Genomic DNA, 25,080 nt, shown 5'->3' with positions numbered 1-25,080 from the left:
GTGATGTGGTGGACAGAACGACATACGATCACCCTGCCCGGTCAGTCGAATTTTGGAAGTCCTATCGTGCGCCTGACCGAGAGCGGGGGCATACGGCCGGAAGTCAGCCAAATGTCGATGCCAAACGAGATAATCGGCGCGCGCAAGATTGGCAAGTGAGCGCGCGCGATCACATCACGCTTTGGAAACGATGCGATCGGGTGACAGCCAGTACGGTGGCATCGCGCCGGCGAGGTTGGAGAGCGGCAACACCTCTGGTTTCAGGCGGATGCCGAGCACGTCGCCCATGAAGGCGCGCCGCGCTTCGATGCGGCCCCAGACATCAGGAAAATCGACCTTCAGCTCGGCCCTGCCCCTATCGTCCAGCAGCGCGATGCCGTCCTCGATATTGGCGCCGTAGTAGGGCGGGCCTGCTGCCGGGATAATGTCGCACTGCACTGCCTGGCCCGACAGGAACGGTTCGGTCGAGCCTGGGTAGACCTGGGTGTTCATCCACTCGTCGAGGTGAATCAGATGGCCGGGGTTGAGCACCAGTTTGAAGAATGGCGTATCGAGGTGACGGCGCGCCAGCGCATCGAGTTCGCCGCCGGTGACACCGATGCCGATGGTCTCGTACCACTCGGCAGCGCAGGCGAAGTACGGGCCGGCAAGGCGATCGACATAGTCGCGAGCATTGGTGGGGAGCTCCGACTCGTCGGAGACCAGCCAGCCCATGCGGCTCGACAGGCCGCCCCAGTAGCCGACCGCCGAGGTCATCGGGTCGCCCTTCTTGAGCGTCTTGCCCGACGGGCTGTTCAGCCCGACCAGCTTGTCGCCCGACGAGAACATGGTGTGGCAGGAGTGCGGAAGCACGCCGAGACGCATCTGCTGCACCGCCTCGAACTCGCTCATTCCCGGCCGCACGTTGGCGATCAACGACTTGACGGCCTCCGAGCAGGCGACAGCGCCGAACTCGAACTGGGCAATCTGGACGATCTCGTTGACGGCGCGCAGCCCGGTCACCGAATGCATCAGCAGGGCATTGGCATTCACCACCCGTCCGTCGGCCCCGACGATCTGGCGCAAGGTGTCGACGATATAGGACGGCGTCTCGAGCCAGGATTCCGGCTTCGACGCCTCGTCGGGCCCGAAGTATTTCCAGCCCAGCACGCCCACGCGCTGGTTGGCGGCGATGCCGGCATTGCGCAGCACTTCGGCCAGCGCCGGGGTCTTGGTGCGGTCCTGCCCGAGCAGCCCGAACGGGGGATAGAGCCGCGCCTCGACCTCGATGGCGGCGTTGCCGGCGCGGCCGAGATTCTCGGGACCCGCCAAAAGGGTTGGGGTGGCGTCGGGGGTGATCAGCAGCAGCGCTTCTTCGAAACGCGGATCGAACCCGGTGATGTAACTGAGGTTCGCCGAGTGCTCGCGGTCGGCATAGACGACCAGCGCATCGAGCCCGGCGGCGCGGCGGGCCCGGCCAAGGGCGGCGAAGCGGGCAAGGTAGACGGAACGGTCGAGTTCCGGACGCGTTGCCGGAATGCCGAAGTCAGGCAGCTTGGCGTCGATCAGGCGGAAGGCAGGCATAGACGAATTCCCCCAAACCCGAGGCGATTTGTTCGCAACTCGGTGTTTTCGCAATCGTGGAAGAAACCGCCTGCGAAAGCAACCGCGCGCGACGCTTTCCCTGCCCGGCGGCACGAACGCTGCCGAGAGTTGACAAGCGTCGAAAACTAGATGCTATTAAGAACCATTCGCAACAACGGATTGCCCCGACGATGATTACCCGCCGCCGCCTCACCGTCCTTGCCCTCGCCCTGTTCGCCGGGATGACCGCCTTGCCCGCTCTGGCCCAGGACAAGTTCAAGGTGGTGACGACCTTCACCATCATCGCCGACATCGCGCGCAACGTCGCCGGCGATGCCGCGGTGGTAGAGTCGATCACCAAGCCCGGCGCCGAAATTCACGGCTATCAGCCGGGACCGCGCGATATCGTCAGGGCGCAGGGCGCGAACCTGGTGCTGTGGAACGGCATGAACCTCGAACAGTGGTTCGTAAAATTCTTCGATAATGTAAAGGACGTGCCGCAGGTGGTGGTGAGTGATGGGGTCGAGCCGATGAGCATCGGCGAAGGGCCCTATACCGGCAAGCCGAACCCGCATGCCTGGATGTCGCCGAACAACGCGCTGATCTATGTCGAGAACATCCGCAAGGCGCTCGTGCAGTACGATCCGGCGAACGCAGCAACCTACGACGCGAATGCCGCGGCCTATTCGGAGCAGATCAAAGCGCTCGACGCGCCGTTGCGGGCCCGTCTTGAGCAGATACCAGTCGAGCAGCGCTGGCTGGTCACCAGCGAAGGCGCCTTCAGCTACCTGGCCCGCGACTACGACATGAAAGAACTCTACCTCTGGCCGATCAATGCCGACCAGCAGGGCACTCCGCAGCAGGTGCGCAAGGTTATCGACGCGGTGCGGGCCAACAAGATCCCGGTGGTGTTTTCGGAAAGCACGGTGTCGGACAAGCCCGCCAAGCAGGTCGCCAAGGAAACCGGCGCCGCCTATGGTGGCATCCTCTATGTGGACTCGCTGAGCGAAGCCGACGGCCCGACGCCGACCTACCTCAAGCTGCTCGAAGTCACCGTCGACACCATCGCCAAGGGATTTGGGAAGTGACGCTTACTGCCAACGTGCCGCACGAGGCATGGAATCCGGCGCCGCAACCGAGCCTCGAGGTCGAAGGCGTTACCGTCGCCTACCCCAATGGCAACGTGGCGCTACGTGATGCAACCTTCGGGCTCGGGGCCGGCACCATTGCCGGCCTCGTCGGCGTCAATGGCAGCGGCAAATCCACCTTGTTCAAGGCGATCATGGGCTTTGTCCAACCAATCGCCGGTGAGGTTCGCATCGCCGGGCTGCCGGTGCGCGAGGCGCTGAAGCGCAACATCGTCGCCTATGTGCCGCAGGCCGAGGAGGTCGACTGGAACTTCCCCGTCCTGGTCGAGGACGTGGTGATGATGGGGCGGCAGGGCCATATGGGCTTTTTCCGCATGCCTTCGGCGCGCGACCGCGAACTGGTTGACCAGTCGCTGGCCCGGGTCGGCATGAGCGACTATCGCAAGCGCCAGATCGGCGAACTGTCGGGTGGGCAGAAGAAGCGCGTGTTCCTCGCCCGCGCACTGGCCCAGGAAGGCCGGATCATCCTGCTCGACGAGCCGTTCACCGGCGTCGACGTCCAAACCGAAGCCGCCATCATCACGCTGATGCAGGAGTTGCGCAGCCAGGGCCACCTGATGCTGGTGTCGACGCATAACCTCGGCAGCGTGCCGGATTTCTGCGACCAGGTGGTGCTGGTCAACCGCACGGTCCTCGCCTTCGGCCCCACCGCCGAAGTGTTCACCCAGACCAATCTCGAGCAGGCGTTTGGCGGCGTGCTGCGCCACTTCCACCTTGCTGGCGAAGACCTCCACGACGACAAGGACCAGCGCCGCGTCACCGTACTCACCGACGACGAGCGCCCGGTGGTGTTCTACGGCGAGAATGGCGGCAGCAAGCCGGCCTCGCCGAGCAAGGCGCGAGACGAGAAATGATCGAGGAACTGCTCGTCCCGTTCACCTACGATTACATGGTCAAGGCGATGTGGGTGTCGGCGCTGGTCGGCGCCGTATGCGCCTTCCTTTCGGCCTACCTGATGCTGAAGGGCTGGTCGCTGATCGGCGATGCGCTTGGCCATGCCGTGGTCCCCGGCGTCGCGACCGCGTACCTCCTCGGTCTCCCCTACTCGGCCGGCGCGTTCGTTGCGGGTGGCCTCGCCGCTGCGTCGATGGTGCTGGTGCGGGCGCGCACTCGGCTCAGGGAGGACGCCGTCATCGGCATCATCTTCACCTCGTTCTTCGCGCTCGGCCTGTTGATCGTGTCGCTCAACCCCACCGCGGTCGACGTGCAGGCGATCGTCATGGGCAACATTCTGGGCATCTCGGACGGCGATGTCATCCAGGTGGTGATGATCTCGCTGGTGTCGCTGGCGATCCTGATCCTCAAGTGGAAGGATCTGATGCTGGTATTCTTCGACGAAAACCATGCCCGCACCGTCGGGCTCAATCCGCGCGCGCTGCAGGTGCTGTTCTTCGCGTTGCTCGCCGCCTGCACCGTTGCCGCGCTGCAGACCGTCGGCGCCATCCTCGTCATTGCCATGGTGGTGACCCCGGGCGCCACCGCCTACCTCCTCACCGATCGGTTCCGCAACCTGCTCGTCATCGCGGTGATCCTCGGCTCGGCCACGGCGGCGGTCGGCGCCTATATCAGCTTCTTCCTCGACGGCGCCACCGGCGGCGTCATCGTCTCCCTGCAGACGGCACTGTTCCTCCTCGCCTTTTTCTTTGCCCCCAAACACGGGCGGCTTGCGGCGCGGCGCCGAGCGCTGCGCGAAGCGGGAGTGAACTGATGGACGCGCTCTACGCCTTCTTCGTCGAGCCCTTGAGCTACGACTTCATGCAGCGCGCGCTGCTCGTCGCCATCCTCGTCGGCACCGTTTCGGCAGTGCTGTCGTGCTTCCTCGTGCTGAAGGGCTGGTCGCTGATGGGCGATGCCATCTCGCATGCCGTGCTGCCGGGCATCGTCATCGCCTATGTGATCGGCCTGCCGATCGCCATCGGGGCGTTCGTCGCCGGGCTGTTCGCGGCGGTGAGCACCGGGTACCTGAAGGACAACAGCCGGATCAAGGAAGACACCGCCATGGGCATCGTCTTCACCGGCATGTTCGCCGTGGGGCTGGTGCTGTTCTCGCGAATAGAGACCGACCAGCACCTGAGCCATATCCTGTTCGGCGACATGCTGGGCGTCACCTGGCAGGATCTGATCGAGACCGCGGTGATCGCGCTGGGCACGCTCGTCATCGTCCTCGCCAAGCGGCGCGATTTCCTGCTCTATGCCTTTGATCCGCAACATGCCCGCGCCATCGGGCTGCCGGTGAAGCTGCTGCACTACGGCCTCCTGGCGCTGCTCTCGATCACCATCGTCGCCTCGCTCAAGGCGGTCGGCATCATCCTTGTCGTAGCGATGCTGATCGCCCCCGGCGCCATCGGGTTCCTGCTGACCAAGCGCTTCGAGGCGATGCTCGCGGTCGCCATGACGGTCGCCATCGGCTCCGGGGTGCTGGGCACGCTGATCAGCTTCAGCATCAACGGCGCGACGGGCCCGTGCATCGTGCTGATCCAGGCCGGGGTGTTCCTCGTGGCGCTGCTGTTCGCGCCGGGCAGCGGGTTGCTGCGCCGGCGGCTGGCGTAGCATTTGGCTGGCGCTCCCGATCGTGTAGGCTCCACGTGCTGGAGATTTGCCATGTCCACTTCGCCAAAAAGAGAAAGCTCCCCCGGGCAGCGGCCCTCGTTGTGGCGGCCGCCCGAACAGCGGAAGCAGATATCTGAAGAGGGCAAGCGGTGGCTTGAAAAGAACACCGAAGCGATCAAGAATGGAACGAGTGGGTGGAGAAGAACGGTCTTCCACTCGCCAAGTACCGTATGTTCTGAATGGCGCGCTTTGATGTGTTTCTGGTGGATGGCGTTCATTGCCTGGACGTCCAGACCAGCCTCCTCCCGTCGAGGGCACTCGTCTGGTCGTTCCGCTCCTGCCTCAGGACAAGGTCCCAAAGCCCTTTCGGAAACTGCATCCGGTGGTTGCCGTGTCGGATCAGAACCTCGTCATGGCGACCCATCTGATGCTCGCGGTTCCCGAAAGCAGCTTGGGCCGTCCGTTGACGTCTCTGTTCCCGCGTTAGGATGAGATCGTTGCCGCGATCGACATGATCTTCAATGGCTTCTAGTCCTGCACCGCGACATCGGTGACCACGCTCTTCGCCAGCTGGCGTTCGCGCAGCCAGATGTAGAGGCCGGAGCCGATCACGATGGGGGCACCGACGAAGATCCAGACATCCGGCGGCTGGTTGAAGATCAGCCAGCTCGCCGTCGTCATGAAGATGATGTGCAGGTAGCCGAAAGGCGCGAGGACTGACGCGGCGGCGAAGCGGTGCGCGGTCGTCACCAGCAGGTGCCCCACCAGGGCCGCGGCGCCGATGCCGACGAACAGCGACCAGGTCATCGGATCCTGAGGCCACACCCAATCGCCGAGCGAGAACGGGGCGATGCACGCCGTGGCGACGGCTGCGGCCCAGAACTGCTGGGTCGTCGTCGAGTCGACACCGGCGAGCTTGCGGGTCAACAGGTTGTAGAGCGCGCTGAACAACGCCGTGATCAGCGATAGCACCACTGCGGGATGGAACGCCTCGGTGCCGGGCTGGACGATCACCAGCACGCCGAGAAAGCCGACGCCGATAGCGGCCCAGCGGCGCCAGCCCACCGTCTCGCCCAGCATCGGGATCGATAGAGCGCAGAGGATCAGCGGCATGGTGAACGAGATGGCCGAGGTCACGGTGAGTGGCAGGAAGGTGAGCGCGAGGAAGTTGGCAACCGTCGAGCCGAGCAGGCAGAGCCCGCGGGCCACTTCAACCTTGAGATTGCGTGTTGCAGCGAGCGACCGGATACCCCGCTGCGGCAGGAAGAACGCCAGCACCAGGACGAACTGGCCGGCATAGCGGACAAACACTACCTCCATGGTGGGCAGGCCTGCCTGCGTCATCAGCTTCGCGCAGCTGTCGATGATGGTGTAGCAGAGATAGGCACCGAGCATCATGCCGATGCCGAGCAGACGGCGATCCTCGATCGGCTTGACGGTCGCGGCCACGCTCAGTCCTCCACCGGCGCGACGGTGACTGGACGGTGCAACTGGCGCTCGCGGAACCAGATATAGATGCCCGAACCGATGATGATCGGCGCACCGAGGAAGAACCAGGCGTCGGGCGGCTCGGCGAAGATCAGCCAGCTGGCGAGCGCCAGCAGCAGCAACTCGGTGTAGCTGAACGGCGCGAGCGTCGAGGGGGGCGCGAAGCGGTGCGCGATGGTGTTGAGCTGGTGCGCGATCATCCCGGCGATGCCGATGGCGATGAAGGCGAACCACCCTGCCCCATCGGTGGGCCAGACCCAGCCGTTGAAAGCGAACGGGGTAATGCAGGTCAACGCGATCAGACCCGAGTAGACCTGCTGCGTTGCCGCTGAATCGACGCCGGCCAGCTTGCGCGTGATGATGCCGTAGAAGGCGGCGCAGAGCGCACCGGCGAGGCAGATCAGCGAGGCCGGGTGGAACGCGGCCGTGCCCGGCCGGACGATGATCAGGATGCCGACGAAGCCGACGCCTACTGCAGCCCAGCGGCGCCAGCCGATCTTTTCGCCGAGCAGCGGACCGGACAGCGCCGTCACCATCAGCGGCATGGTGAACATCAGCGCCCCGGTCACCGTCAGCGGCAGGAACTGCATGGCGCCAAAATTGGCGGCCGTAACCCCGAGCAGACAAAGGCCGCGCACGAGCTGCAGCTTCCAGTTGCGGCTGACGAACAGGCTGCGCTGGAACGGCAGGAACAGCGCGATCGCCAGCGCTACGTGAATGGCGTAGCGAATGAAGACGATCTGCGTCAGCGGCAGCCCGATGAAGCCGAGATACTTGGCCGAGGTGTCGAGCGTGGCGAAGAACAGCTGGCTGAACAGCAGCAGGCCGATGCCGAAATTGCGGCGCTCCTCGACCGGAGCGATGGTGGAAGTCATGGAAGGGTCCGAAGCACCGCCGAGGATTGCGGCACCGCTGCACCAAAGGGCGCAGCAGCCCGGCCTGTCAATGGCAGGCCAGCAGCAAACGGTTCGGTTGAACTAAAGTCTGGCGGCGGCAGCGCCGGCATCACGCTCGATATACCGGCGGGCGAGGACGAACAGGGCAAACAGGATGGCGGTGGAGCCGAGATCGCCGATGAGGCTCAAACCCCAGAACGGGATGGCTGCGACGTAGCAGGCAATAAGCCCCTCGAGGCCGAAGCCGTAATAGCCGCCGAGAAAGACGCCGAAGTTCGAGATGAGGAAGAACGCGAGGCTGGCGAAAAAGGCCGCGCCACCAAGCCTCAGGACCGACAACTGCCGCAGCAAATTTCGCCCGATCAACACGCCGGCAAGCATGCCGGCATAGGTGAACAACGCCGAGCTATGCCAGCCGAGCACGATATCGGCGAGCCCCATCACCGCCACCGGAATGAGCGCTGCAAGCCACGGGCTGCGGATGGCGTAGGCGCCGAGGAGGCTCACTCCGACCACCGCCGTGACGTTGGGCGGATGCGGGATCAGCCGGCTCAGGACGCCGACAACGATCAATCCCAGGGCAAGTCGTTCGCTGTTGGTCACGCTCAAATCTCCTGCGGCGATTGTCGGACCACGCGGCGCCAGCGTCAACCGCTCAGGCGGCGGTTGCTGCCCGGTTCTCGGCCGCAAATGCATCGCAATAGACCATGCGGGCGTGGTCACCGGTGGCTTTGGCGTGGCGGATACCCCAGTTCTGCAGGGTATCCATCCGCGGCGCCAGCGACAGGCCAAGCTCAGTGGCGCTGTATTCGACATGCGGCGGTGCGGCGGCAAAGACTTGCCTCACGATCAGCCCGTGCTCCTCCATCTCGCGCAGCTGCTGCACCAGCACCTTCTGCGAGATGCCGGGGATGCCGCGCTGCAACTGCGACAGCCGCTGCGGGCCGGCCAGCACATGGAACAGGATGTAGAGCTTCCAGCGTCCGCCGATGATCTGCAGGGTGCGTTCGAGGGGCCAGGTCGAGAGGCAGTTCATCGCGGGTTCTCCAAGCACACCTGACGGTGCGTATGACACCAGAAAGTCTGTAGCGGGCTGAGGACGATATCGGAACAAGGGATGCCTTCAACAAGGAGAGTTCCCATGAAGGTTGTTTCGATTTCGGCGTTCGGCGGTCCGGAGGAGTTGCGGCTCGGCGAGGCGCCGACACCCACTGCCGGGCGGGGTCAGGTGCTGATCAGGGTGGAGGCAATCGGGCTCAACCTGGGCGATGCGATCATCCGCTCCGGTCGCTCAGGGTTGCAGTTGGAGATGCCGTTCATCCCTGGTGGCGAGGTGGCCGGAACGGTTGCCGCGCTCGGCGAGGGTGTCAGCGGGCTGAGCGTCGGCGACCGGGTGCTGGGGGCGATCTTCGCCGAGCCGCGACTCGATGGCGGCTATGCCGAGTTCGTGGCCCTCTCGGCCGAGGTGGCGTTCAAACTGCCCGACGTGGTTTCGTTCGACGCGGCCGTGGCGCTCGCGGCGCAGGGGCTGACAGCTGAACAGCTCTTGGCGCGCAACCCGGTGGTGGGCAAGTCGATACTGGTGCACTCGGCGGCCGGCGGCGTCGGGCAATTGCTGGTGCGGCTGGCCCGGCTTGACGGTGCCGGCCGGATTACCGGCACGATCGGCGGCGCGGCGAAGCGGGACGCGGCGATGGCGGCCGGTGCGGATCAGGTGGTGGTGTCGGCGACGCCGGACTGGGCCATCGACGCGCCTGGTCCCTACGACGTGATCTTCGATGCTGCCGGCGGCGAGATCACGGCGGTAAGCCTTCCCCTCCTAGCGCCGGCGGGGCGCTATGCGGTCTATGGTGGCGCCAGCGGGGTCTATCCGAGCTTCGGCCCCACGCAGATGGCCGGTGTCACCGCCGCGGCGCAGACCATTGCAGGTTTCTCGCTATGGTCGCTGCTCGGCGATCCCCAGCGGCGCGGCCCTACCCTCACGGCATCGTACGAGCGGCTGCTCGGTGCGGTGGCGGATGGCTCGCTGAGGGTCGATATCGGCCACCGCTTTGCCTTGGCCGACGCTGCCGAGGCGCATCGGCTGATCGAGAGCCGGGGGTCGGTGGGGAAGATCGTGTTGGTGCCGTAAAGTGCCAAGCACCTGCGGACGGCCCCCTCCCATCCTCCCCCATGAAGGGGGAGGTGCCCCGTCGGTTCGTTTGGCGCGATCGGCGACAGATCCTCAACTCTTCACCTCCCCCTTCATGGGGGAGGCCGGGAGGGGGCCGTCTCTATCAGTAAGCCCTAGTACGTCTGCCTGAGGTGCCCGACCTTGAGGCTGCCCGCCAGCGCGTCCTTCGTCACCTTCGCCCCTTTGCGCGGCGTGAAGCTCAACTTCACCTCGCGGCCCGGCAGCAGCGTCACCGCGTTGTCCGAGAAATAGCCCGGCACATCCACGCTGGCCGTCACGAACACTGCCGGCTTGTCAGACGTCAGCGTCAGCACCGGCGCCTTGTCGCCGCCCGACCAGCTCGCTTTCACCTTGGCTTCGGCCAGCTCGTAGGCCTTGTAGGCCTTGGGGAAATAGTCGTTCTCACCCAGCAACTTGCCGTCCTCGGCAGTCCAGGAGAAGAACAGGAACTCGTTGGGCCCCAGATCACTCAGCTTCAGCCTGGTCGCCACCACGGCCTTGTCGGGGTTGCACTTCACCCTTGCCGTGGCGATGACGCGGGCCTTGCCGTTAGCGTCCACCGCCAGAACTTCCAGAGCGATTTCAGCCTTTTCGGCGGTATCGTTGATGGCCTTGAGGAGGATGGTATCGCCGTCTGGGACGGCTACGACGTTAATGGGATTGTAGAAGCGCTTCGCCATGTAGTGCAGCAGCTTCCACTGCCCGCCATAGTCGAGGCTCGACCAGCTGGCCACCGGGTAGACATCGTTGATCTGCCAGTAGAGCGTGCCCATGCAGCGCGGCTTGGTGGAGCGCCAATACTCGATGGCGGTCTTGATGGCGAGGCCCTGCTGGATCTGGCTCAGGAACACCATGTTCTCGAAGCCCGACGGAAAGCGGAAATAGCGCGTCATGGTTTCGAGGATGCGCGAGTTGCCGCCGGTGTTGCGCTGGTGCGCTTCCATTACCGGGGAGGTCGGGTTGCGATCCTCGGGCTTGGTGAAGCTCTCGATGACATTCATCGAGGTGAAGCTCTGGAAGCCGAACTCGGAGGCGAAGCGCGGGTTCACCTCGCGATAGGCGGAGAAATCCTTGGCCGAGTGCCAGACGCTCCAGTAGTGGGTGTCGCCGCGCGTATCCATCAGCCAGCCGTCGGAATAGTCCATGTAGCCGAGCGACGGCGAGGACGGCCAGAAGCGGCGGGACGGGTCCTCATCCTCGACGATATAGCCGAGCATGGAGTTCAGCCGGTCGTAGTTGGCGACATAGCGCTCGGGCGCCGCCTTGGTCTCGGGAAACCAGTGAAGCGAGCCGATCACTTCGTTGTCGCCGCACCACAGCGCAATCGAGGCATGGTGGCTGAGGCGGCGGACCTGCTGGGTGATCTCGGTGCGCACATCGGCAAGGAAGGCGCGATCGCTGGGGTAGCTCATGCAGGCGAACATGAAATCGTGCCAGATGAGGATGCCGAGCTCGTCGCACATCTCGTAGAAATAGTCGGGCTCATACTGCCCGCCGCCCCAGATGCGGAGCATGTTCATGTTCACCGCCGTGGCGCTTTCGAGCAGGTCGCGAACGGTGGCGGGCGTGATGCGCGACGGAATGGCGTCGGCGGGGATCCAGTTGGCGCCGAACATCGAGATGTCGCGGCCGTTGATCCGTACCTTGAAGCTGTGGTCGATCTCGTCCCTCTCGACCAGCCATTCGAGTTTGCGCAGGCCCAGCCTGCGCTTGGTGACCTCGCCGTCGAGCGTGGTCCAGAGCTCGTAGAGCGGCTGTTCGCCCTGCCCGTTCGGCCACCAGAGTTTGGGGTTCTTGATGGTGAGGTTGTGGGTGAAGACATTCTCCCCCGGGCGCACCACGACCTTGTCGGCGAGCTTCTGCCCGCCGATCTCGTGCATCAGTTCAACCGAGCCCTCGGCGAAGGCGAAAACTCGAGTCGTGATCGACAGTTCGACGGATTTCTTGCCATGCGCCTGCTCGACGGTGACGCTCTCCTGGCGCGCCAGCTTCGAGCGGCGGATCACCATGCGGCCATAGACGCCTGTCGGCATCAGGCAGATGCCCCAATCCCAGCCGGCGTGACAGGCGGCCTTGCGCACGAAGTTCATGTGCACGCCCTCGAGCCCGTTCGAAAGGTAGTTGGAGGTGAAGGGGATCGGGAAGGGGTGGGCGTCGGCACGGGCCTTGGCGACGTCGCGGGTAACCGCGAACTCGATGCGCAGCGTATTGGTGCCCGGCTTCACCTTGCCGGTGACGTCGATGTCGTAGCGGATGAACTGGTTCTGCGTCTCGGCGATGGCTTCGCCGTTGAGGATCACCGTGGCGATGGTGTCGACGTTGTCGAGCGTCAGGGTCAGGTAACCCTCGATGTCGGCAGCCGTCGCCTCGAACGTCCGCTCCATCGTCCAAGGCGTCTTGTTGACCCACATGACATCGACCTCGTTCTGGCCGAAATACGGGTCGGGAATTTCTTTCGCGTCGAGTAAGGCGGTGTGGACGTCCCCAGGCAGAACAATCGGGGCTTTGAGCTTGAGCTTCGGCGACGTCAGCTGGAACTGCCCCGCGAGGTCGAGTTCACTGTAGCCGGTCGTGGCGGGCTCAGCCGCTGTCCTGGTCTTCGCCATCGTGGGGGTGTCCTCCGAGAATACGAGCGCAATCGATTGCAGCATCGGTGGCGCGGTTCTAGCGGTCGGCCGGGATGATTCCAATGGCGTTCAAACCACAGCAGACGGTCCCCTCGTCCGCCTCAGATCCCCACCCTTGACATGTGACCATTTGGTCACCTATTGTGTCGACTGTGGATGCCGTCTTCAAAGCGCTGGCCGATCCGACCCGAAGGCAGCTGCTCGACAGCCTGCGCGACGCGGCCGGACAGACCCTGACCGAGCTCGAACAGGGCCTCGGCATGACGCGGTTCGGGGTGATGAAGCACCTCAAGGTGCTTGAAGAGGCGAAGCTGGTGACGAGCCGCAAGGAGGGGCGGTTCAAGTACCACTACCTCAACGCCGCGCCGATCCAGGAGGTCGCCGATCGATGGATCGCGCCCTACCAGAAGCCGTTCGCGCGCTTCGCACTCGATTTGAAGAACCAGTTGGAGAGTTCAGTACCGATGGCCAACAAACCGAATTTCGTGCTCGAGACCTATATCCGGACGTCGCCGCAGGCACTGTGGGATGCGCTCACCAAGCCTGAGTTCACTGCGCTCTACTATTACGGCACGCGGATCGACAGCGAACTCAAGCAAGGCGGCCCGTTCCGCTACCTGACCGGCGACGGTCAGGTGATGCTCGACGGCGAAGTGATCGAGATCGAGCCCTTGAAGAAGATCGTCTCGAGCTTCATTCCGAGCTGGGCCGAAAATTCGCAACCGACCCTCGTTACCTTCGCCATCGAGCCCTTGGGCGAAGTCGTCAAGTTCACCATCACCCACCACGATTACGAGAAGGCCAATGCCGGCATCGATACCGGCTGGCCGGTGGTCGTTGCGGGTCTGAAGACGCTGCTCGAAACAGGCAAGCCGCTGAACCTGCCGACCAGCATGTGACCCATCAAGCAGCGGCAAACAGGGAAACAGAGAAATGGCAAAGTACATTCTGGGCTTTCACGGATCGCCCGCCACCTCGCCGGCAGACCTCGAAGGCTCGATGGAGCAATGGATCGCCTGGTACAAGGGCATGGGCGCCGCCGTCTCCGACATGGGCAATCCGGCGGGCCCGAGCAAGACCATCGGCGCGAACGGCAGAGTGACTGCCACCAACGGCAACGCGCTGACCGGCTATTCCATCCTCGAGGCCAAGAGCCTCGACGATGCGATCTCCATGGCGCGCGGCTGCCCGATCTATGCCGCCGGTGGTTCGGTCGAAGTCGCCGAGCTGATGCCGATGTAAGGGCGAAGGGCGGCGCCTTACCACCCCGCCCTTTCCTCAGATGCGAGGGGTCGCGTGGAAATGAGGGGGTCACGTCGAGACTTTGTCTGCAGCCAGTGCCTTGCTGGCCTAGCCGCCAGCCTCATTCCCGCTCAGGCGGGGATCTGGTGGGATGCTTCAGCGCTGGTGGAGGATGAGAAATCCCACTGTTCCCCGCCTTCGCGGAGATGACGCCGGTGGTTGGGACCGGCAAAGCCACTGCATCGCCCGCTTGACTCTAATGGCTAACATATATAGCTATAATAGCTACGCTAATTAGCCATTGAGGTTCGTCATGTCCTCCACTCCCGGGTTTCCGCCGAGATCGGTCGTAACCACGCTGCGCGTCGAAGGGCTGGCGTCGCTCATTGCCGCCGTAACCGCCTACTGGTTCCTCGGCGGCAACTGGTGGTTGTTCGCGGTGCTGCTGCTGGCGCCCGATCTTAGCTTCTTCGGGCTTTATGCGGGCGAGACCGCCGGCGCAAAGATCTACAACCTCGCCCACACCTATGCCGTCCCCGCTCTGCTCGGCGCCATCGGCTGGTTCGGCGGGGTGTTCTGGTTGACCGAGGTCGCGCTGATCTGGGGGGCGCATATCGGCATGGACCGGGCCGTCGGCTATGGCCTCAAATACCCCGGCTTTGCCCACCATACCCATCTCGGCCTCATCGGCCCTGCGAGGAAGGCAGCGCGCCGTGCCGACGCCCGCTAAGACTTCGTCCGCCCAGCTCGTGAGCATTGCCCGGACGCTGGTGGAAGCCGCCGGCCCCGACGCGCTCACCATGGGCGCCGTGGCGCATAATGCCGGCATCAAGGCGCCCTCGCTTTACAAGCATTTCGCCGACCGCGCAGCGATCCTCAAGGTGGTGGAGATCGAGATCCTTCATGAGCTCGAAGCCTGTCTCCGCCGCGAAACCCAAGGGCCGACGCCCAAAGTGCGCCTCATCGCCATGGCCAGCGCCTATCGCCGCTTCGGCCTTACTGCACCCAACCGCTACAAGGCGATCTACAGCGGCAACGCCTTCAACGACCCCGAGATCCGCGCCGCCTGCCTGTTCTCGGCGCAGCCGCTGTTCGAGGAACTGAACGCCGCGGGCATTGCCGAAGCGCGCATCCTGCCGCTGTCGCGCACGCTCGTAGCGTTCCTGCACGGCTTCGTGCTGATGGAAATCGGCAATGCCTTCAATCTCGGTGGCAGCATCGAAGAAGCGTTCGACTCGAGCCTCGAGACGATCCTGCGAGAAATAGCCTAGCAGCCTGTCGATCCCGGCTGCGTTCACTCGTCGGGATGGTGAGAGCGGCCAACGCCGCCCAACCGAGGAGAAAGACGATGGGTTCGAGCGTTCTGTACATGTCGATGTCGGTGGATGGCTTCATCACCGGGCCGAACGTCCGGCCGGACAATGGGCTTGGTGACGAGGGCCAGCACCTGCACGACTGGGTGTTCGGCGATGCCGAGGGCGGCGATTTCGATGCGGCACTCGCCCAGCTCAAGGGCGTCAACCGGCAGATCTGGGACGAGATGATGGCGACCGGCGCGGTGGTCGCCGGGCGCCACACGTTCGAGCCCGCCGGCGGCTGGAATGGCGACCATCACGACGGCGTCGAGATTTTCATCGTGAGCCGGCACGAGGCACCCGAGTGGGTGCGAAAATGGCGAAACGTCCACTATGTCGACGATCTCGGTGTCGCGATGCGCGAAGCCAAGGCGGCAGCAGGCGAGCGGAATGTGATGATGCATGGCGGCGGCACGCTGGTGCCGATGGCGCTGAAGGCCGGCTTGCTCGACGAGCTAATGCTCCACCAGGTGCCGTTCCTGCTCGGCGAAGGCACGCGGCTGTTCGACGGGCTGGGCTTCGGGCTCTGCCAGCTGGAACGGCTGCGGGTGCTCGACGGCGAAGGCGTCACGCACCTGCACTATCGGGTGCGGAAATAAGGACACGCCGGCGCGCGTGGAGCACCCCCACCCTTGATCTCCCCACAAGGGGGAGGGAGACGACTGAAGGCTCGCGGTACGCACCCCTCCCTCCCCCTTGTGGGGAGGGTAGCGGAGCAGGTCTTGCGCGTAGCACAAGGCCGTCGCACAGCTGGGTGGGGGTAGCCCCACGCGCCGACTGCCCCTACTCCGCCGCCTTCAAATCCAGGAAGCCGCCTGACTGGCGGGCCCAGAGCGTTGCGTAGTGGCCGCCGGCCGCCAGCAACTCGGCATGGGTGCCCTGCTCGACGATGCGGCCCTGCTCGAGCACGATCAGCCGGTCCATCTCGGCGATGGTCGAGAGCCGATGGGCAATGGCCAGCACGGTCTTGCCCTGCATCAGCATCTTCAGCTGGCTCTGGATCGCCGCCTCGACTTCGCTATCGAGCGCCGAGGTTGCTTCGTCGAGCACCAGGATCGGGGCGTTCTTCAGCAGCACGCGAGCAATCGCCACGCGCTGGCGCTGCCCGCCCGAAAGCTTCACCCCGCGCTCGCCGACAAAGGCGTCGTAAGCGGTACGGCCTTTCTGGTCGATCAGGTGCTCGATGAAATCGTCCGCCTCGGCCGACGCCGCCGCGGCGAACATCTCGTCATCGGTGGCATCGGGCCGGCCATAGGTGAGGTTGGCGCGGATCGAGCGGTGCAGCAGCGAGGTATCCTGCGTCACGACGCCGATATTGGCGCGCAGCGACTCCTGGGTAACCTTCGAAATATCCTGCCCGTCGATCGAGATGCTGCCGCCCTGCACGTCGTAAAAGCGCAGCAGCAGGTTGACGATGGTCGACTTGCCCGCCCCGGAGCGGCCGATCAGTCCGACCCGCTCGCCCGCCTTGATGTGAAGCTCGAGGTTGTCGATCACCGGCAGGGCATTGTCATACTTGAAGCTGACATGGTCGAAGCTGATCGCCGCCTCGGTCACCCGCAGCGGCTTAGCGTCGGACGCATCGACCAGTCCGAGCGGCCTGGCGATCAGTTCGGCCGAGTTCTGCGCCGTACCATAGTTGCGCATCAGGCCGTTGAGCTGGTTCATCAGCCGTCCGAGGAGGTTGTAGAGCCGCAGCACCAGCCCGGTGGTGAAAGCGACGCCGCCGACGCTCACCAGACCCTCGGTCCACAGGTGCACCGACAGCGCCGCGATGCCGGCGATGGCGAGGCCGGACAGCATGCCCATTGCCGTGCGCACGCCGACCAGCGTCCGCGCCAGCCTGGTCATCGCGGCGATGAAACTCTCGAAGCCGGATTTGACGAACTTGTCGTCGGCCTCGGCGGTGCCGAACAGTTTCAGCGTCTGGATGTTGGAGAAACTGTCGACGATGCGCCCGGTCAGCACCGAGGCCTGTTCTGCCGCGCCGGCCGAGTATTTGCGCATGCGCGGCACATAGTAACGAGCGAGAGCGGCGAAGGCCGCGACCCAGAGCAGCACTGCCGCGGCGAGCCGCCAGTCGAGCTGGCCGACCAGCACCACGGTGGTCACGGTGTAGATGCCGATGAACCACACCACCTGCAGCAGGCTGACCATGAAGTCGCCCACCGCGCCGCCCGACTGCCAGACTTTGCTGGCGATCGAGCCGGCAAAATCGTTCTGGAAGAAGGTGAGGTTCTGCCGGATCACGTGGGCATAGGCCTGCCAGCGCACCAGGTTGTAGAAGCCGAGATTGACCGTCTGTTCTTCCACTGTGGCCGACAGCCAGGTGATGATGAAGCGGATGCCGAGCGTCACCACCAGCATCCAGACCAGCTCCGGCCCGAACCCGGCGATCAGCCCGGCCCAGCCCTCGGCCTGCTGCGAGCGATCGAGAATGTCGACGATGCGGCCGACATAGTAGAACAGGGCCGCCTCGACCAGCGCCACCAAGCCGCCCAGCACCAGCAAGGCAAGGAAAGCGAGCTTGGCCTGCGAGATGTAGAACCAGAAGAACTGCCACGTCACCGCGGGTGGTTGCAGGTCGCCGGACCGGCCGAATGGATCGGTCCAGTGCTCGAAGAAGCGGTGAATGGGCTCGAGCAGTTTCATCGGGACCCTCAATAGCTTGAGTCCTAACGAAGTGAACGTGAAATCGGGGTAAGGTCGACGCTCAATCAGTCGTCTCCCTCCCCCTTGTGGGGAGGGATCAAGGGTGGGGGTGGCAACACGCTCGGCGTGTGTGGCCCTCCCCCACCCTAGCTCCGCTGCGAACTTGGCCAGAGCCAAGTTCTGCTTCGCTACCCTCCCCACAAGGGGGAGGGAGGAACCGAGGACGGGCCCAACACCGCCCGCCCCCTGTTTTTACTCCGCCGCTTCGGCCTTCATGTCGAGGAAGCCGCCGGACTGGCGTTGCCAGAGCTGGGCGTAGTGGCCGCCGCTGGCGAGCAGCTCGGCATGCGTGCCTTCCTCGACGATGCGGCCCTTCTCCAGCACCACCAGCCGGTCCATCGCGGCGATGGTCGAGAGGCGGTGGGCGATGGCGATCACCGTCTTGCCCTGCATCAGCGACACCAGCTGATCCTGGATCGCCGCCTCGACTTCGCTGTCGAGCGCCGAGGTGGCTTCGTCGAGCACCAGGATCGGGGCGTTCTTCAACAGCACCCGGGCAATGGCGACGCGTTGGCGCTGCCCACCCGAGAGCTTGACGCCCCGTTCGCCGACATGGGCGTCGTAGCCCCGCCGTTCCTTCGGATCGACCAGCCCGGCGATCACCTCGGCCACCTTGGCCTGTTCGGCAGCGCGGATCATGTCTTCGTCCGGCGCCGTCTGGCGGCCGTACTTGATGTTCTCGCGCACCGAACGGTGCAGCAGCGAAGTATCCTGGCTGACGAGGCCGATCGCGGCGCGCACGCTTTCCTGCGTCACGTCACGGACGTCCTGCCCGTCGATGCGGATCGCACCGGATTCCACGTCGAACAGACGCAGCATCAGGTTGACCAGCGTCGACTTGCCGGCGCCCGAACGACCGACCAGACCCACCTTCTCGCCCGGCTTGATGTTGAGGTTGAACCCCTCCATCACAGTGCCTTCCTTGCCCCGCCAATAGTTGAAGGTGACGTTGTCGAAGACGATACCGCCCTCCTTCACCACCAGGGGCTTGGCTTCCGGCTTGTCGAGCATGGTGATCGGCTGGGCGATGGTGACCATCGAATCCCGGGTGGTGCCGATCTGGCGGAAGATGTTGGAGCCGACATCGAGGATCCAGCCACTCATGTTCATGATCTGCAGCGCGAACGGGATGGCTGTCGCCACCGCAGCGGCGTTCAGCGTTCCGGCGTTCCAGCTGGCCAGAGCGATCCAGGCGATCGAGATCACGAGGCCCGCGTTGAGCAGGAACAGGGTCGACCACATGTAGGTGAACACCCGCATGAGCTTTCGGAACTCCACCGCATGCTCGTTCACCGAGTCCGCCACATAGGCGTCCTCATGCCCGTCGGTCGAGAACGTCTTCAGCGTGTGGATATTGGTGTAGCTGTCGACGACGCGGCCGGTCATCACCGACTTGGCTTCCGAGAGTTCCTCTGAATGCCGGGCGATGAGCGGCATGACGATAGTGAAGAGGATGCCGTAGAGCACCAGCCAGATGCCGATCGGCACCAGCAGCACCCAGTCGAGCCGGGCCAGCACGACCACCGCGACGATCACGAAGATGCCCGCGTACCAGACCGCATCGATGGTCATGTTGACCGAGGACTCGATCGACTCCCCCGCCTGCATGATCTTGTTGGCGATGCGCCCGGCGAAATCGTTCTGGAAGTAGCTCCAGGTCTGCCGAATGACGTGCCAATGGCTCTGCCAGCGGACGATGTCCACGAGGTTGGGCACGATCGAGTGGTTGCGCACCAGCGTATCGAGCAGGAAGGTGATCGGCCGGATCACGGCGATCACCAGGATCATCCACAGGAAGGTCTGCCAGTGCAGTTCGAACATCTGCCCTGGTGGGGTGGTGGCGAGCAGGCCGACCACGACGCCGACAAAGACCGGCATCATCGCATCGGCAATCGAGCCGATGGCCACCAGCACCATGCGCAGCAGGAAGGCGCCGCGGAACTGGTTGACGAAATACATGGTGAACTTAGTAACCCCCATCGGGGGTTGAGTGTCCTTGGCCAGCGCTACCGGGGAGTAGCGGGCATCGAACCAGGCAATGACTCGGTTGAGCATTTTGAACTCATTTTCCGAGCCCGGTAACCGACTATCCGAGTCAGGTCAGGGCTCTAACGGATTGTTTTCGCTTCACTTTGGACCGGCTGGCGTTAGGGCCCGCGCTGAGGTCGATAAATCCGGGTTGGTTACGAGTTTCCATTTGTCCCTCCTTGGGATGGTTGAAGCTTTGCTTTGGTCAGAAGGCGGAGCGCGGGGCGCCCCCCTCCCCAACCCTCCCCGCGAGGGGGAGGGTGCCGGCCGGCGTGCTGTGCACGATCCAGCCAAAAACTCGATGCGGCACCTCCCCCCTTGCGGGGGAGGTTGGGAGGGGGGAGGCCCGGTCCTCGAAATTATCGGTCATCACTCTGCCGCCTCCTCCTGCACGTCCATCTCGAGGAACCCGCCGGACTGGCGGGCCCAGAGCTTGGCATAGACGCCGCCGAGCGCGATCAGCTCGGCGTGCGTGCCCTGCTCGACGATCTTGCCCTGCTCCAGCACCACCAGCCGATCCATCATCGCGATGGTCGACAACCGGTGCGCGATGGCGATCACCGTCTTGTTGCGCATCAGGAGTTGCAACTGGCTCTGGATCGCCGCCTCGACCTCGGAGTCGAGCGCCGAGGTCGCTTCGTCGAGCACCAGGATGGGCGCGTTCTTCAAGAGCACCCGGGCGATGGCGATGCGCTGCCGCTGCCCGCCCGAGAGCTTGACGCCGCGCTCGCCGACATGGGCGTCGTAGCCTTTGCGACCCTTGAAATCGACCAGTCCGTCGATGAACGTGTCGGCCTCGGCCAGCCGCGCTGCCGCGAGCATCTCCTCCTCGGTCGCGTCGGGGCGGCCATAGAGAATGTTCTCGCGGACGGAGCGATGGAGCAGCGATGTATCCTGCGTCACCACGCCGATCTGCTCGCGCAGCGTATCCTGCTGCACGGTGGCGATATCGGTGCCGTCGATGGTGATCTTGCCGCTCTCGCGATCGTAGAAGCGCAGCAGCAGGTTGACGATGGTCGATTTGCCGGCGCCCGAGCGGCCGACGAGACCGATCTTCTCGCCCGGCTTGATCTCGAGGTTCAGGTGATCGATGACGCCCGACTGCTTGCCGTAGTGAAAGCCGACATCGTCGAAGCGCACGTCGCCCTTCACCAGGCCGAGCGGCCTGGCGTCGGGTTGATCGGCGACGACGCGCGGCAGCGAGATCGAGTTGATGCCGTCGCGCACGATGCCGATGTTCTCGAACAGTGCCGACATCTCCCACATCACCCACTGGCTCATGCCCTGGAAGCGCAGCACCAGCGCCGCCGCCACCGCGATGGCGCCCGGCGTCATGCCGGCAAAGATCCACTGGTTGATGCCCACGCACACCACCGCGAACAGCAGCAGGTTGTTCATCAGCGGGATGATGATCTGCAGGAAGGCGATCATCCGCATCTGGCTGTGCACGGTGCCCATGAACTGGTCCATGGCCTCGTGTGCGTAGGCTTCCTCGCGGCGCGAATGCGAGAACAGCTTCACCGTCGCGATGTTGGTGTAGCTGTCGACGATGCGGCCGGTCATCAGCGAGCGGGCATCGGCCTGCGCTTCGGAAATCTTGCCCAGTTGCGGCACGTATTTCACCAGCAGCAACACGTAGGCGACGAGCCAGACGAGAAACGGCACGGCGAGCCACAGGTCGCTCATCGCCGCCAGCACCACAGCGCCGGCGAAATAGACGACCACGAACACGGTGACGTCGAGCAGCTTCATCACCACTTCGCGCACGGCGAGCGCCGTCTGCATCAGCTTGGCGCCGATGCGGCCAGCGAACTCATCCTGGAAGTAGCTCATCGACTGACGCAGCAGGTAACGATGCGCCATCCAGCGGATGCGCTGCGGCAGGTTGCCGATCAGCGTCTGGTGGATGATGTGGGTGTCGACGATCTGCAGGAGCGGCAGGCCGACCAGCAGCACCAGCGCCATCATCCCGAGTTTCCAGCCCTCGGTCTGGAGGAACGTCGCCTTGTCGGCCGTGCTCAACCAATCGACGAGCGAGCCCATGAAACCGAACAACGCGATCTCACCGGCAGCGATCGCCGCGCCGAGGATTGCCATGGCGATCAGCCAGCGCTTGGCGCCCTTGCAATAGTGCAGGCAGAACGCCACCAGCCCCTTGGGCGGCTGCGTCGGCTCCCCCAGCGGATAGGGGTTCAGCCGATCTTCGAACCACTTGAACACTCTGTCGATCACGACTGTCTCCTCCGTCCACCCTGGAATGGCGGCACGGCTACGGCCTCAACCTAGGTTGAGGTCAAGCGGCTCTGGCCATCCGAGGGCTTACCCTCTCGTCTGATTTGGATTACGCACACGTCACGCCAATAGCGTGACGGAGGTGCGTGCTGGCGGGCCAGCCACGCGACGATCCCAATGCTGCCGAAATCGGCAAGGATCGTTCCACATGGCTGGTTGTCAGCCGCATAGAATACACTAACCCTTGGATTCGGCTGTTGCGCCTGCGCCACAGTTGGTTAACGAGTTGATGCAGCGGAGCATTTGATGCGCGGCGAGAACGAAGAGACGGTCTTCCTCAAGGATTATGCCGAGACCCCCTACGCGATCGAAAAGGTCGAACTGGATGTGCGGATCGCGCCCGATACCTCGGTGATCCGCGCCATGCTGACGCTGGTGCCGCGCGCGAACACTGCCCCCGGCACGCCGCTGGTGCTCGATGGCGAAGAGTTGACGCTGCGCACCGTCGCCATTGATGGGCTGCCACAGGCGCTCACCGCCTACGAGGCGACGCCGACCGGCCTCATCATCCACCAGCCGCCGAACAAGCGCTTCGTGCTCGAGACCGAGGTGGCAGTCGAGCCGGAAAAGAACATCCGGCTGATGGGCTTTTACCGCTCCAGCGGCACCTGGTGCACGCAGTGCGAGCCCGAAGGCTTCCGCCGCATCACCTATTACCTCGACCGCCCCGACGTGCTGGCGCCGTTCAAGGTGCGGATGACCGCCGACCGGGTTCTGGCTCCGATCCTGCTCGCCAACGGCAACCTGATCGAGACCGGCGCCTTGCCCGATGGCAAGCATTTCGCGGTGTGGGAAGATCCGTTTCCGAAGCCGGCCTATCTCTTCGCCATGGTGGCGGGCGATCTGGGCTCGATCCACGACGAGTTCACCACCGCCTCGGGGCGCAAGGTGGCGCTCGGTATCTATTGCGCGCATGGCAAGGAGAGCGAGTGCCTCTACGCCATGGATTCGCTCAAGCGCTCCATGGCCTGGGACGAGCGCCGCTTCGGCCGCGAGTACGATCTCGACGTGTTCAACATCGTCGCGGTGTCCGATTTCAACTTCGGCGCCATGGAGAACAAGGGCCTCAACATCTTCAACGACAAGCTGGTGTTCGCCAAGCCCGAGAGCGCTACCGATGCCGACTACATCAACATCGAGAGCGTCATCGCGCACGAGTATTTCCACAATTGGACCGGCGACAGAATCACTTGCCGCGACTGGTTCCAGCTCTGCCTCAAGGAAGGCCTGACGGTTTACCGCGATCAGGAATTCTCGATGGATGAGCGTTCGCGCCCGGTGAACCGCATCGATGACGTGCGCCAGTTGCGCCAGACGCAGTTCCCCGAGGATGGCGGCCCCCTCGCCCACCCGGCGCGGCCCGATCGCTATAAGGAGATCAACAACTTCTATACGGCGACGGTCTACGAAAAGGGCGCCGAGATCGTCCGCATGCTGGCAACGCTGCTGGGCGAGGCAGGCTTCCGCAAGGGGATGGACCTCTACTTCGAACGCCATGACGGCGAGGCGACGACTATCGAAGCCTTCATCAAGGTGTTCGAGGATACGTCAGGGCAGAACCTGCAGCACTTCCAGCAATGGTACCTGCAGGCAGGGACGCCCGAGGTCAGCGTCACCGACCGGTTCGACGCGGCAACGCAGACCTATACCCTCGATATCGTCCAGGAGAACAAGCCGACGCCGGGCCAGGATGAGAAGCAGCCCATGGTGCTGCCAATCAAGTTCGGCCTCATCGGGCCCAATGGCAGCCCGATGAGGTGGGCCTCGGTGGCGGGCGGCGAGGTGCGCGACGACCTGATCGTCATGGACACCAACAAGCTGAGCCTCAGCTTCACCGGCATCCCGAACCGGCCCGTGCCATCGCTGTTCCGCGGCTTCTCGGCTCCGGTGACGCTCAGCAGCAATGCCAGCGAAGCCGACCAGCTGTTCCTCGCCCGGCACGATGCCGACCCGTTCAACCGCTGGCAGGCGCTGCAGGACGTGTCGATGCGCCTGATGCTCGAGGCGATCGCCGGCAAGGCGTGGAGCGACGCCCAGGTCAGCGCCATTGCCGAAGCGCTGGAAGAGACGCTGGCCTCCAAGGAGCTCGACCCCGCCTACAAGGCTCTGGCGCTGGGTCTGCCCAACGAGCAGACCATCGCCCGCGCCATCGGCAGCAATGTCGACCCCGATCGTATCCGTGAGGTGCGCACCGGCTTGGTGACGGCATTGGTGGCGCGGCTCGCGCCGACGCTGGAGAAGGTCTACCTGACCAATGACAGCCGCCTCGCCTATTCGCCGGATTTCCAGCAGACCGGGCGGCGTTCGATGAAGAACACCGCGCTTGGACTGCTGGTGATCGGCGGAGCGGAGGGCGCGGCCAAGCTGGCGCGCGAGCAATATGAGCGGGCGCTCAACATGACCGACCGGCTGTCGGCACTGTCGACGGTGGTGCAATCGTGGACCACCGATGCCGATGCGCTGCTGGCGGACTTCTACCGTCAGTTCACCGCCGATCCGCTGGTGCTCGACAAGTGGCTGTCGCTCAACGCGCTCGCCGCCGACGCGGGGGCGCTCGAGCGGATCAAGGCAATCCTCGCCTCGCCGGATTTCCCGCAGAACAACCCCAACCGGCTGCGGGCCCTGATGGCGACTTTCGGCATGAACAATCCGACGCAGTTCGCGCGCAGGGACGGTGCCGGCTTCCGCTTCCTTGCCGAGTTCGTCGGCGATGTCGACAAGCGCAACCCGCAGGTGGCGGCGCGGGTGCTTACGGCCTTCCGCGTATGGCAGAGCTTCGAATCCGTACGTCGCGGCGAGGCGGAGAAGGCGCTGAAATCGCTGCAGGAATCGGGCGCGCTCAGCCGCAATACGGCCGATATCCTCGAGCGGACCCTCGCTGGTTAACAGATCCTTAGCGCTGGAAGAATTTTTCTTCGGCGCTAAGTGATTCAATCGACTCATGATTTTGCGCTTCGCCGTCACCCCGTCCAGAGACCCCTCTGGACAGTGACGGCGAAGCGGATT

At 64.2% G+C, this 25,080-nt stretch carries 21 protein-coding genes and 1 pseudogene; 13 read left to right on the top strand and 9 right to left on the bottom strand.

Annotated elements, in window-relative coordinates; genetic code table 11:
• Positions 1 to 174: 174 nt before the first annotated feature.
• Entirely contained in the window at positions 175 to 1,563 is a 1,389-nt protein-coding gene (locus VGV07_RS19910; RefSeq protein WP_326870470.1) for a M24 family metallopeptidase, read from the bottom strand.
• A gap of 191 nt (positions 1,564 to 1,754) precedes the next feature.
• On the opposite strand from VGV07_RS19910, the gene VGV07_RS19905 reads away from it, so the two are divergent.
• The 6 genes and pseudogenes from VGV07_RS19905 to VGV07_RS19885 all read left to right on the top strand — a co-directional run bounded on the left by VGV07_RS19905 (position 1,755) and on the right by VGV07_RS19885 (position 5,748).
• Complete coding sequence (locus VGV07_RS19905) at positions 1,755 to 2,651, top strand: metal ABC transporter substrate-binding protein (RefSeq protein WP_326870469.1); 897 nt, start codon at positions 1,755 to 1,757, stop codon at positions 2,649 to 2,651.
• Positions 2,648 to 3,565 carry a manganese/iron ABC transporter ATP-binding protein gene (locus VGV07_RS19900; RefSeq protein ID WP_414649981.1) on the top strand — a complete coding sequence of 306 codons (918 nt, stop codon included), beginning with the start codon at positions 2,648 to 2,650 and terminating at the stop codon, positions 3,563 to 3,565. Before VGV07_RS19905 ends, VGV07_RS19900 begins: the two co-directional genes overlap by 4 nt.
• The gene (locus VGV07_RS19895) at positions 3,562 to 4,419 is read left to right on the top strand and encodes a metal ABC transporter permease (protein ID WP_326870468.1); all 858 of its coding nucleotides are present in this window, start codon (positions 3,562 to 3,564) and stop codon (positions 4,417 to 4,419) included. Before VGV07_RS19900 ends, VGV07_RS19895 begins: the two co-directional genes overlap by 4 nt.
• The gene (locus tag VGV07_RS19890) at positions 4,419 to 5,261 is read left to right on the top strand and encodes a metal ABC transporter permease (protein WP_326870467.1); all 843 of its coding nucleotides are present in this window, start codon (positions 4,419 to 4,421) and stop codon (positions 5,259 to 5,261) included. The genes VGV07_RS19895 and VGV07_RS19890 overlap by 1 nt, the downstream gene beginning before the upstream one ends.
• A gap of 179 nt (positions 5,262 to 5,440) precedes the next feature.
• Positions 5,441 to 5,500 (top strand): annotated as a pseudogene (locus tag VGV07_RS27450) (type II toxin-antitoxin system CcdA family antitoxin); the annotation flags it as partial.
• A 38-nt stretch (positions 5,501 to 5,538) separates the two neighbouring features.
• Positions 5,539 to 5,748, top strand: a complete 210-nt coding sequence (locus tag VGV07_RS19885) for a CcdB family protein (protein WP_326870466.1) — start codon at positions 5,539 to 5,541, stop codon at positions 5,746 to 5,748.
• 41 nt (positions 5,749 to 5,789) lie between these two features.
• On the opposite strand, the gene VGV07_RS19880 is transcribed toward VGV07_RS19885, so the two are convergent.
• From VGV07_RS19880 to VGV07_RS19865, 4 genes are all read right to left on the bottom strand, one after another.
• Complete coding sequence (locus VGV07_RS19880) at positions 5,790 to 6,710, bottom strand: DMT family transporter (protein ID WP_326870465.1); 921 nt, start codon at positions 6,708 to 6,710, stop codon at positions 5,790 to 5,792.
• 2 nt (positions 6,711 to 6,712) lie between these two features.
• Positions 6,713 to 7,624: a DMT family transporter gene (locus tag VGV07_RS19875; RefSeq protein ID WP_326870464.1), complete on the bottom strand. Its 912-nt coding sequence runs from the start codon at positions 7,622 to 7,624 to the stop codon at positions 6,713 to 6,715.
• Between the two features lie 102 nt (positions 7,625 to 7,726).
• Complete coding sequence (locus tag VGV07_RS19870) at positions 7,727 to 8,248, bottom strand: DUF6580 family putative transport protein (protein ID WP_326870463.1); 522 nt, start codon at positions 8,246 to 8,248, stop codon at positions 7,727 to 7,729.
• A 52-nt stretch (positions 8,249 to 8,300) separates the two neighbouring features.
• Complete coding sequence (locus VGV07_RS19865; RefSeq protein ID WP_326870462.1) at positions 8,301 to 8,681, bottom strand: helix-turn-helix domain-containing protein; 381 nt, start codon at positions 8,679 to 8,681, stop codon at positions 8,301 to 8,303.
• A gap of 105 nt (positions 8,682 to 8,786) precedes the next feature.
• Between VGV07_RS19865 and VGV07_RS19860 the strand changes: the two genes are divergently transcribed.
• Positions 8,787 to 9,776, top strand: coding sequence for a quinone oxidoreductase family protein (locus VGV07_RS19860; protein WP_326870461.1), 990 nt, complete (start codon positions 8,787 to 8,789; stop codon positions 9,774 to 9,776).
• A 155-nt stretch (positions 9,777 to 9,931) separates the two neighbouring features.
• Here the strand turns inward: VGV07_RS19860 and VGV07_RS19855 are convergent, their stop codons facing one another.
• Positions 9,932 to 12,424 (bottom strand): beta-mannosidase, encoded by a 2,493-nt coding sequence (locus VGV07_RS19855; protein ID WP_326870460.1) that lies wholly within the window; start codon positions 12,422 to 12,424, stop codon positions 9,932 to 9,934.
• Positions 12,425 to 12,588: 164 nt separating this feature from the next.
• On the opposite strand from VGV07_RS19855, the gene VGV07_RS19850 reads away from it, so the two are divergent.
• The 5 genes from VGV07_RS19850 (at position 12,589) to VGV07_RS19830 (ending at position 15,641) form a co-directional block, all read left to right on the top strand.
• Complete coding sequence (locus tag VGV07_RS19850; RefSeq protein WP_326870459.1) at positions 12,589 to 13,344, top strand: metalloregulator ArsR/SmtB family transcription factor; 756 nt, start codon at positions 12,589 to 12,591, stop codon at positions 13,342 to 13,344.
• A 34-nt stretch (positions 13,345 to 13,378) separates the two neighbouring features.
• Positions 13,379 to 13,687: a YciI family protein gene (locus VGV07_RS19845; protein ID WP_326870458.1), complete on the top strand. Its 309-nt coding sequence runs from the start codon at positions 13,379 to 13,381 to the stop codon at positions 13,685 to 13,687.
• Between the two features lie 313 nt (positions 13,688 to 14,000).
• Complete coding sequence (locus tag VGV07_RS19840) at positions 14,001 to 14,417, top strand: DUF4260 domain-containing protein (protein WP_326870457.1); 417 nt, start codon at positions 14,001 to 14,003, stop codon at positions 14,415 to 14,417.
• Positions 14,401 to 14,958, top strand: a complete 558-nt coding sequence (locus tag VGV07_RS19835) for a TetR/AcrR family transcriptional regulator (RefSeq protein WP_326870456.1) — start codon at positions 14,401 to 14,403, stop codon at positions 14,956 to 14,958. Before VGV07_RS19840 ends, VGV07_RS19835 begins: the two co-directional genes overlap by 17 nt.
• Positions 14,959 to 15,035: 77 nt before the next feature.
• The gene (locus VGV07_RS19830) at positions 15,036 to 15,641 is read left to right on the top strand and encodes a dihydrofolate reductase family protein (RefSeq protein WP_326870455.1); all 606 of its coding nucleotides are present in this window, start codon (positions 15,036 to 15,038) and stop codon (positions 15,639 to 15,641) included.
• Positions 15,642 to 15,825: 184 nt separating this feature from the next.
• On the opposite strand, the gene VGV07_RS19825 is transcribed toward VGV07_RS19830, so the two are convergent.
• From VGV07_RS19825 to VGV07_RS19815, 3 genes are all read right to left on the bottom strand, one after another.
• Positions 15,826 to 17,694, bottom strand: a complete 1,869-nt coding sequence (locus VGV07_RS19825) for an ABC transporter ATP-binding protein (protein WP_326870454.1) — start codon at positions 17,692 to 17,694, stop codon at positions 15,826 to 15,828.
• A gap of 252 nt (positions 17,695 to 17,946) precedes the next feature.
• The gene (locus VGV07_RS19820; RefSeq protein ID WP_326870453.1) at positions 17,947 to 19,809 is read right to left on the bottom strand and encodes an ABC transporter ATP-binding protein; all 1,863 of its coding nucleotides are present in this window, start codon (positions 19,807 to 19,809) and stop codon (positions 17,947 to 17,949) included.
• Positions 19,810 to 20,151: 342 nt separating this feature from the next.
• Positions 20,152 to 22,002 (bottom strand): ABC transporter ATP-binding protein, encoded by a 1,851-nt coding sequence (locus tag VGV07_RS19815; protein ID WP_326870473.1) that lies wholly within the window; start codon positions 22,000 to 22,002, stop codon positions 20,152 to 20,154.
• A gap of 318 nt (positions 22,003 to 22,320) precedes the next feature.
• Here VGV07_RS19815 and pepN point away from each other — a divergent pair, with 318 nt between their 5' ends.
• Positions 22,321 to 24,960, top strand: coding sequence for an aminopeptidase N (gene pepN, locus VGV07_RS19810; RefSeq protein WP_326870452.1), 2,640 nt, complete (start codon positions 22,321 to 22,323; stop codon positions 24,958 to 24,960).
• Positions 24,961 to 25,080: the final 120 nt, after the last annotated feature.

It is taken from the genome of Devosia sp. (assembly GCF_035944845.1).
Taxonomy (GTDB): domain Bacteria; phylum Pseudomonadota; class Alphaproteobacteria; order Rhizobiales; family Devosiaceae; genus Devosia_A.
The sequence above is the reverse complement of the archived record's forward strand: the minus strand, read 5'-3'. Positions and strand labels throughout refer to the sequence as shown.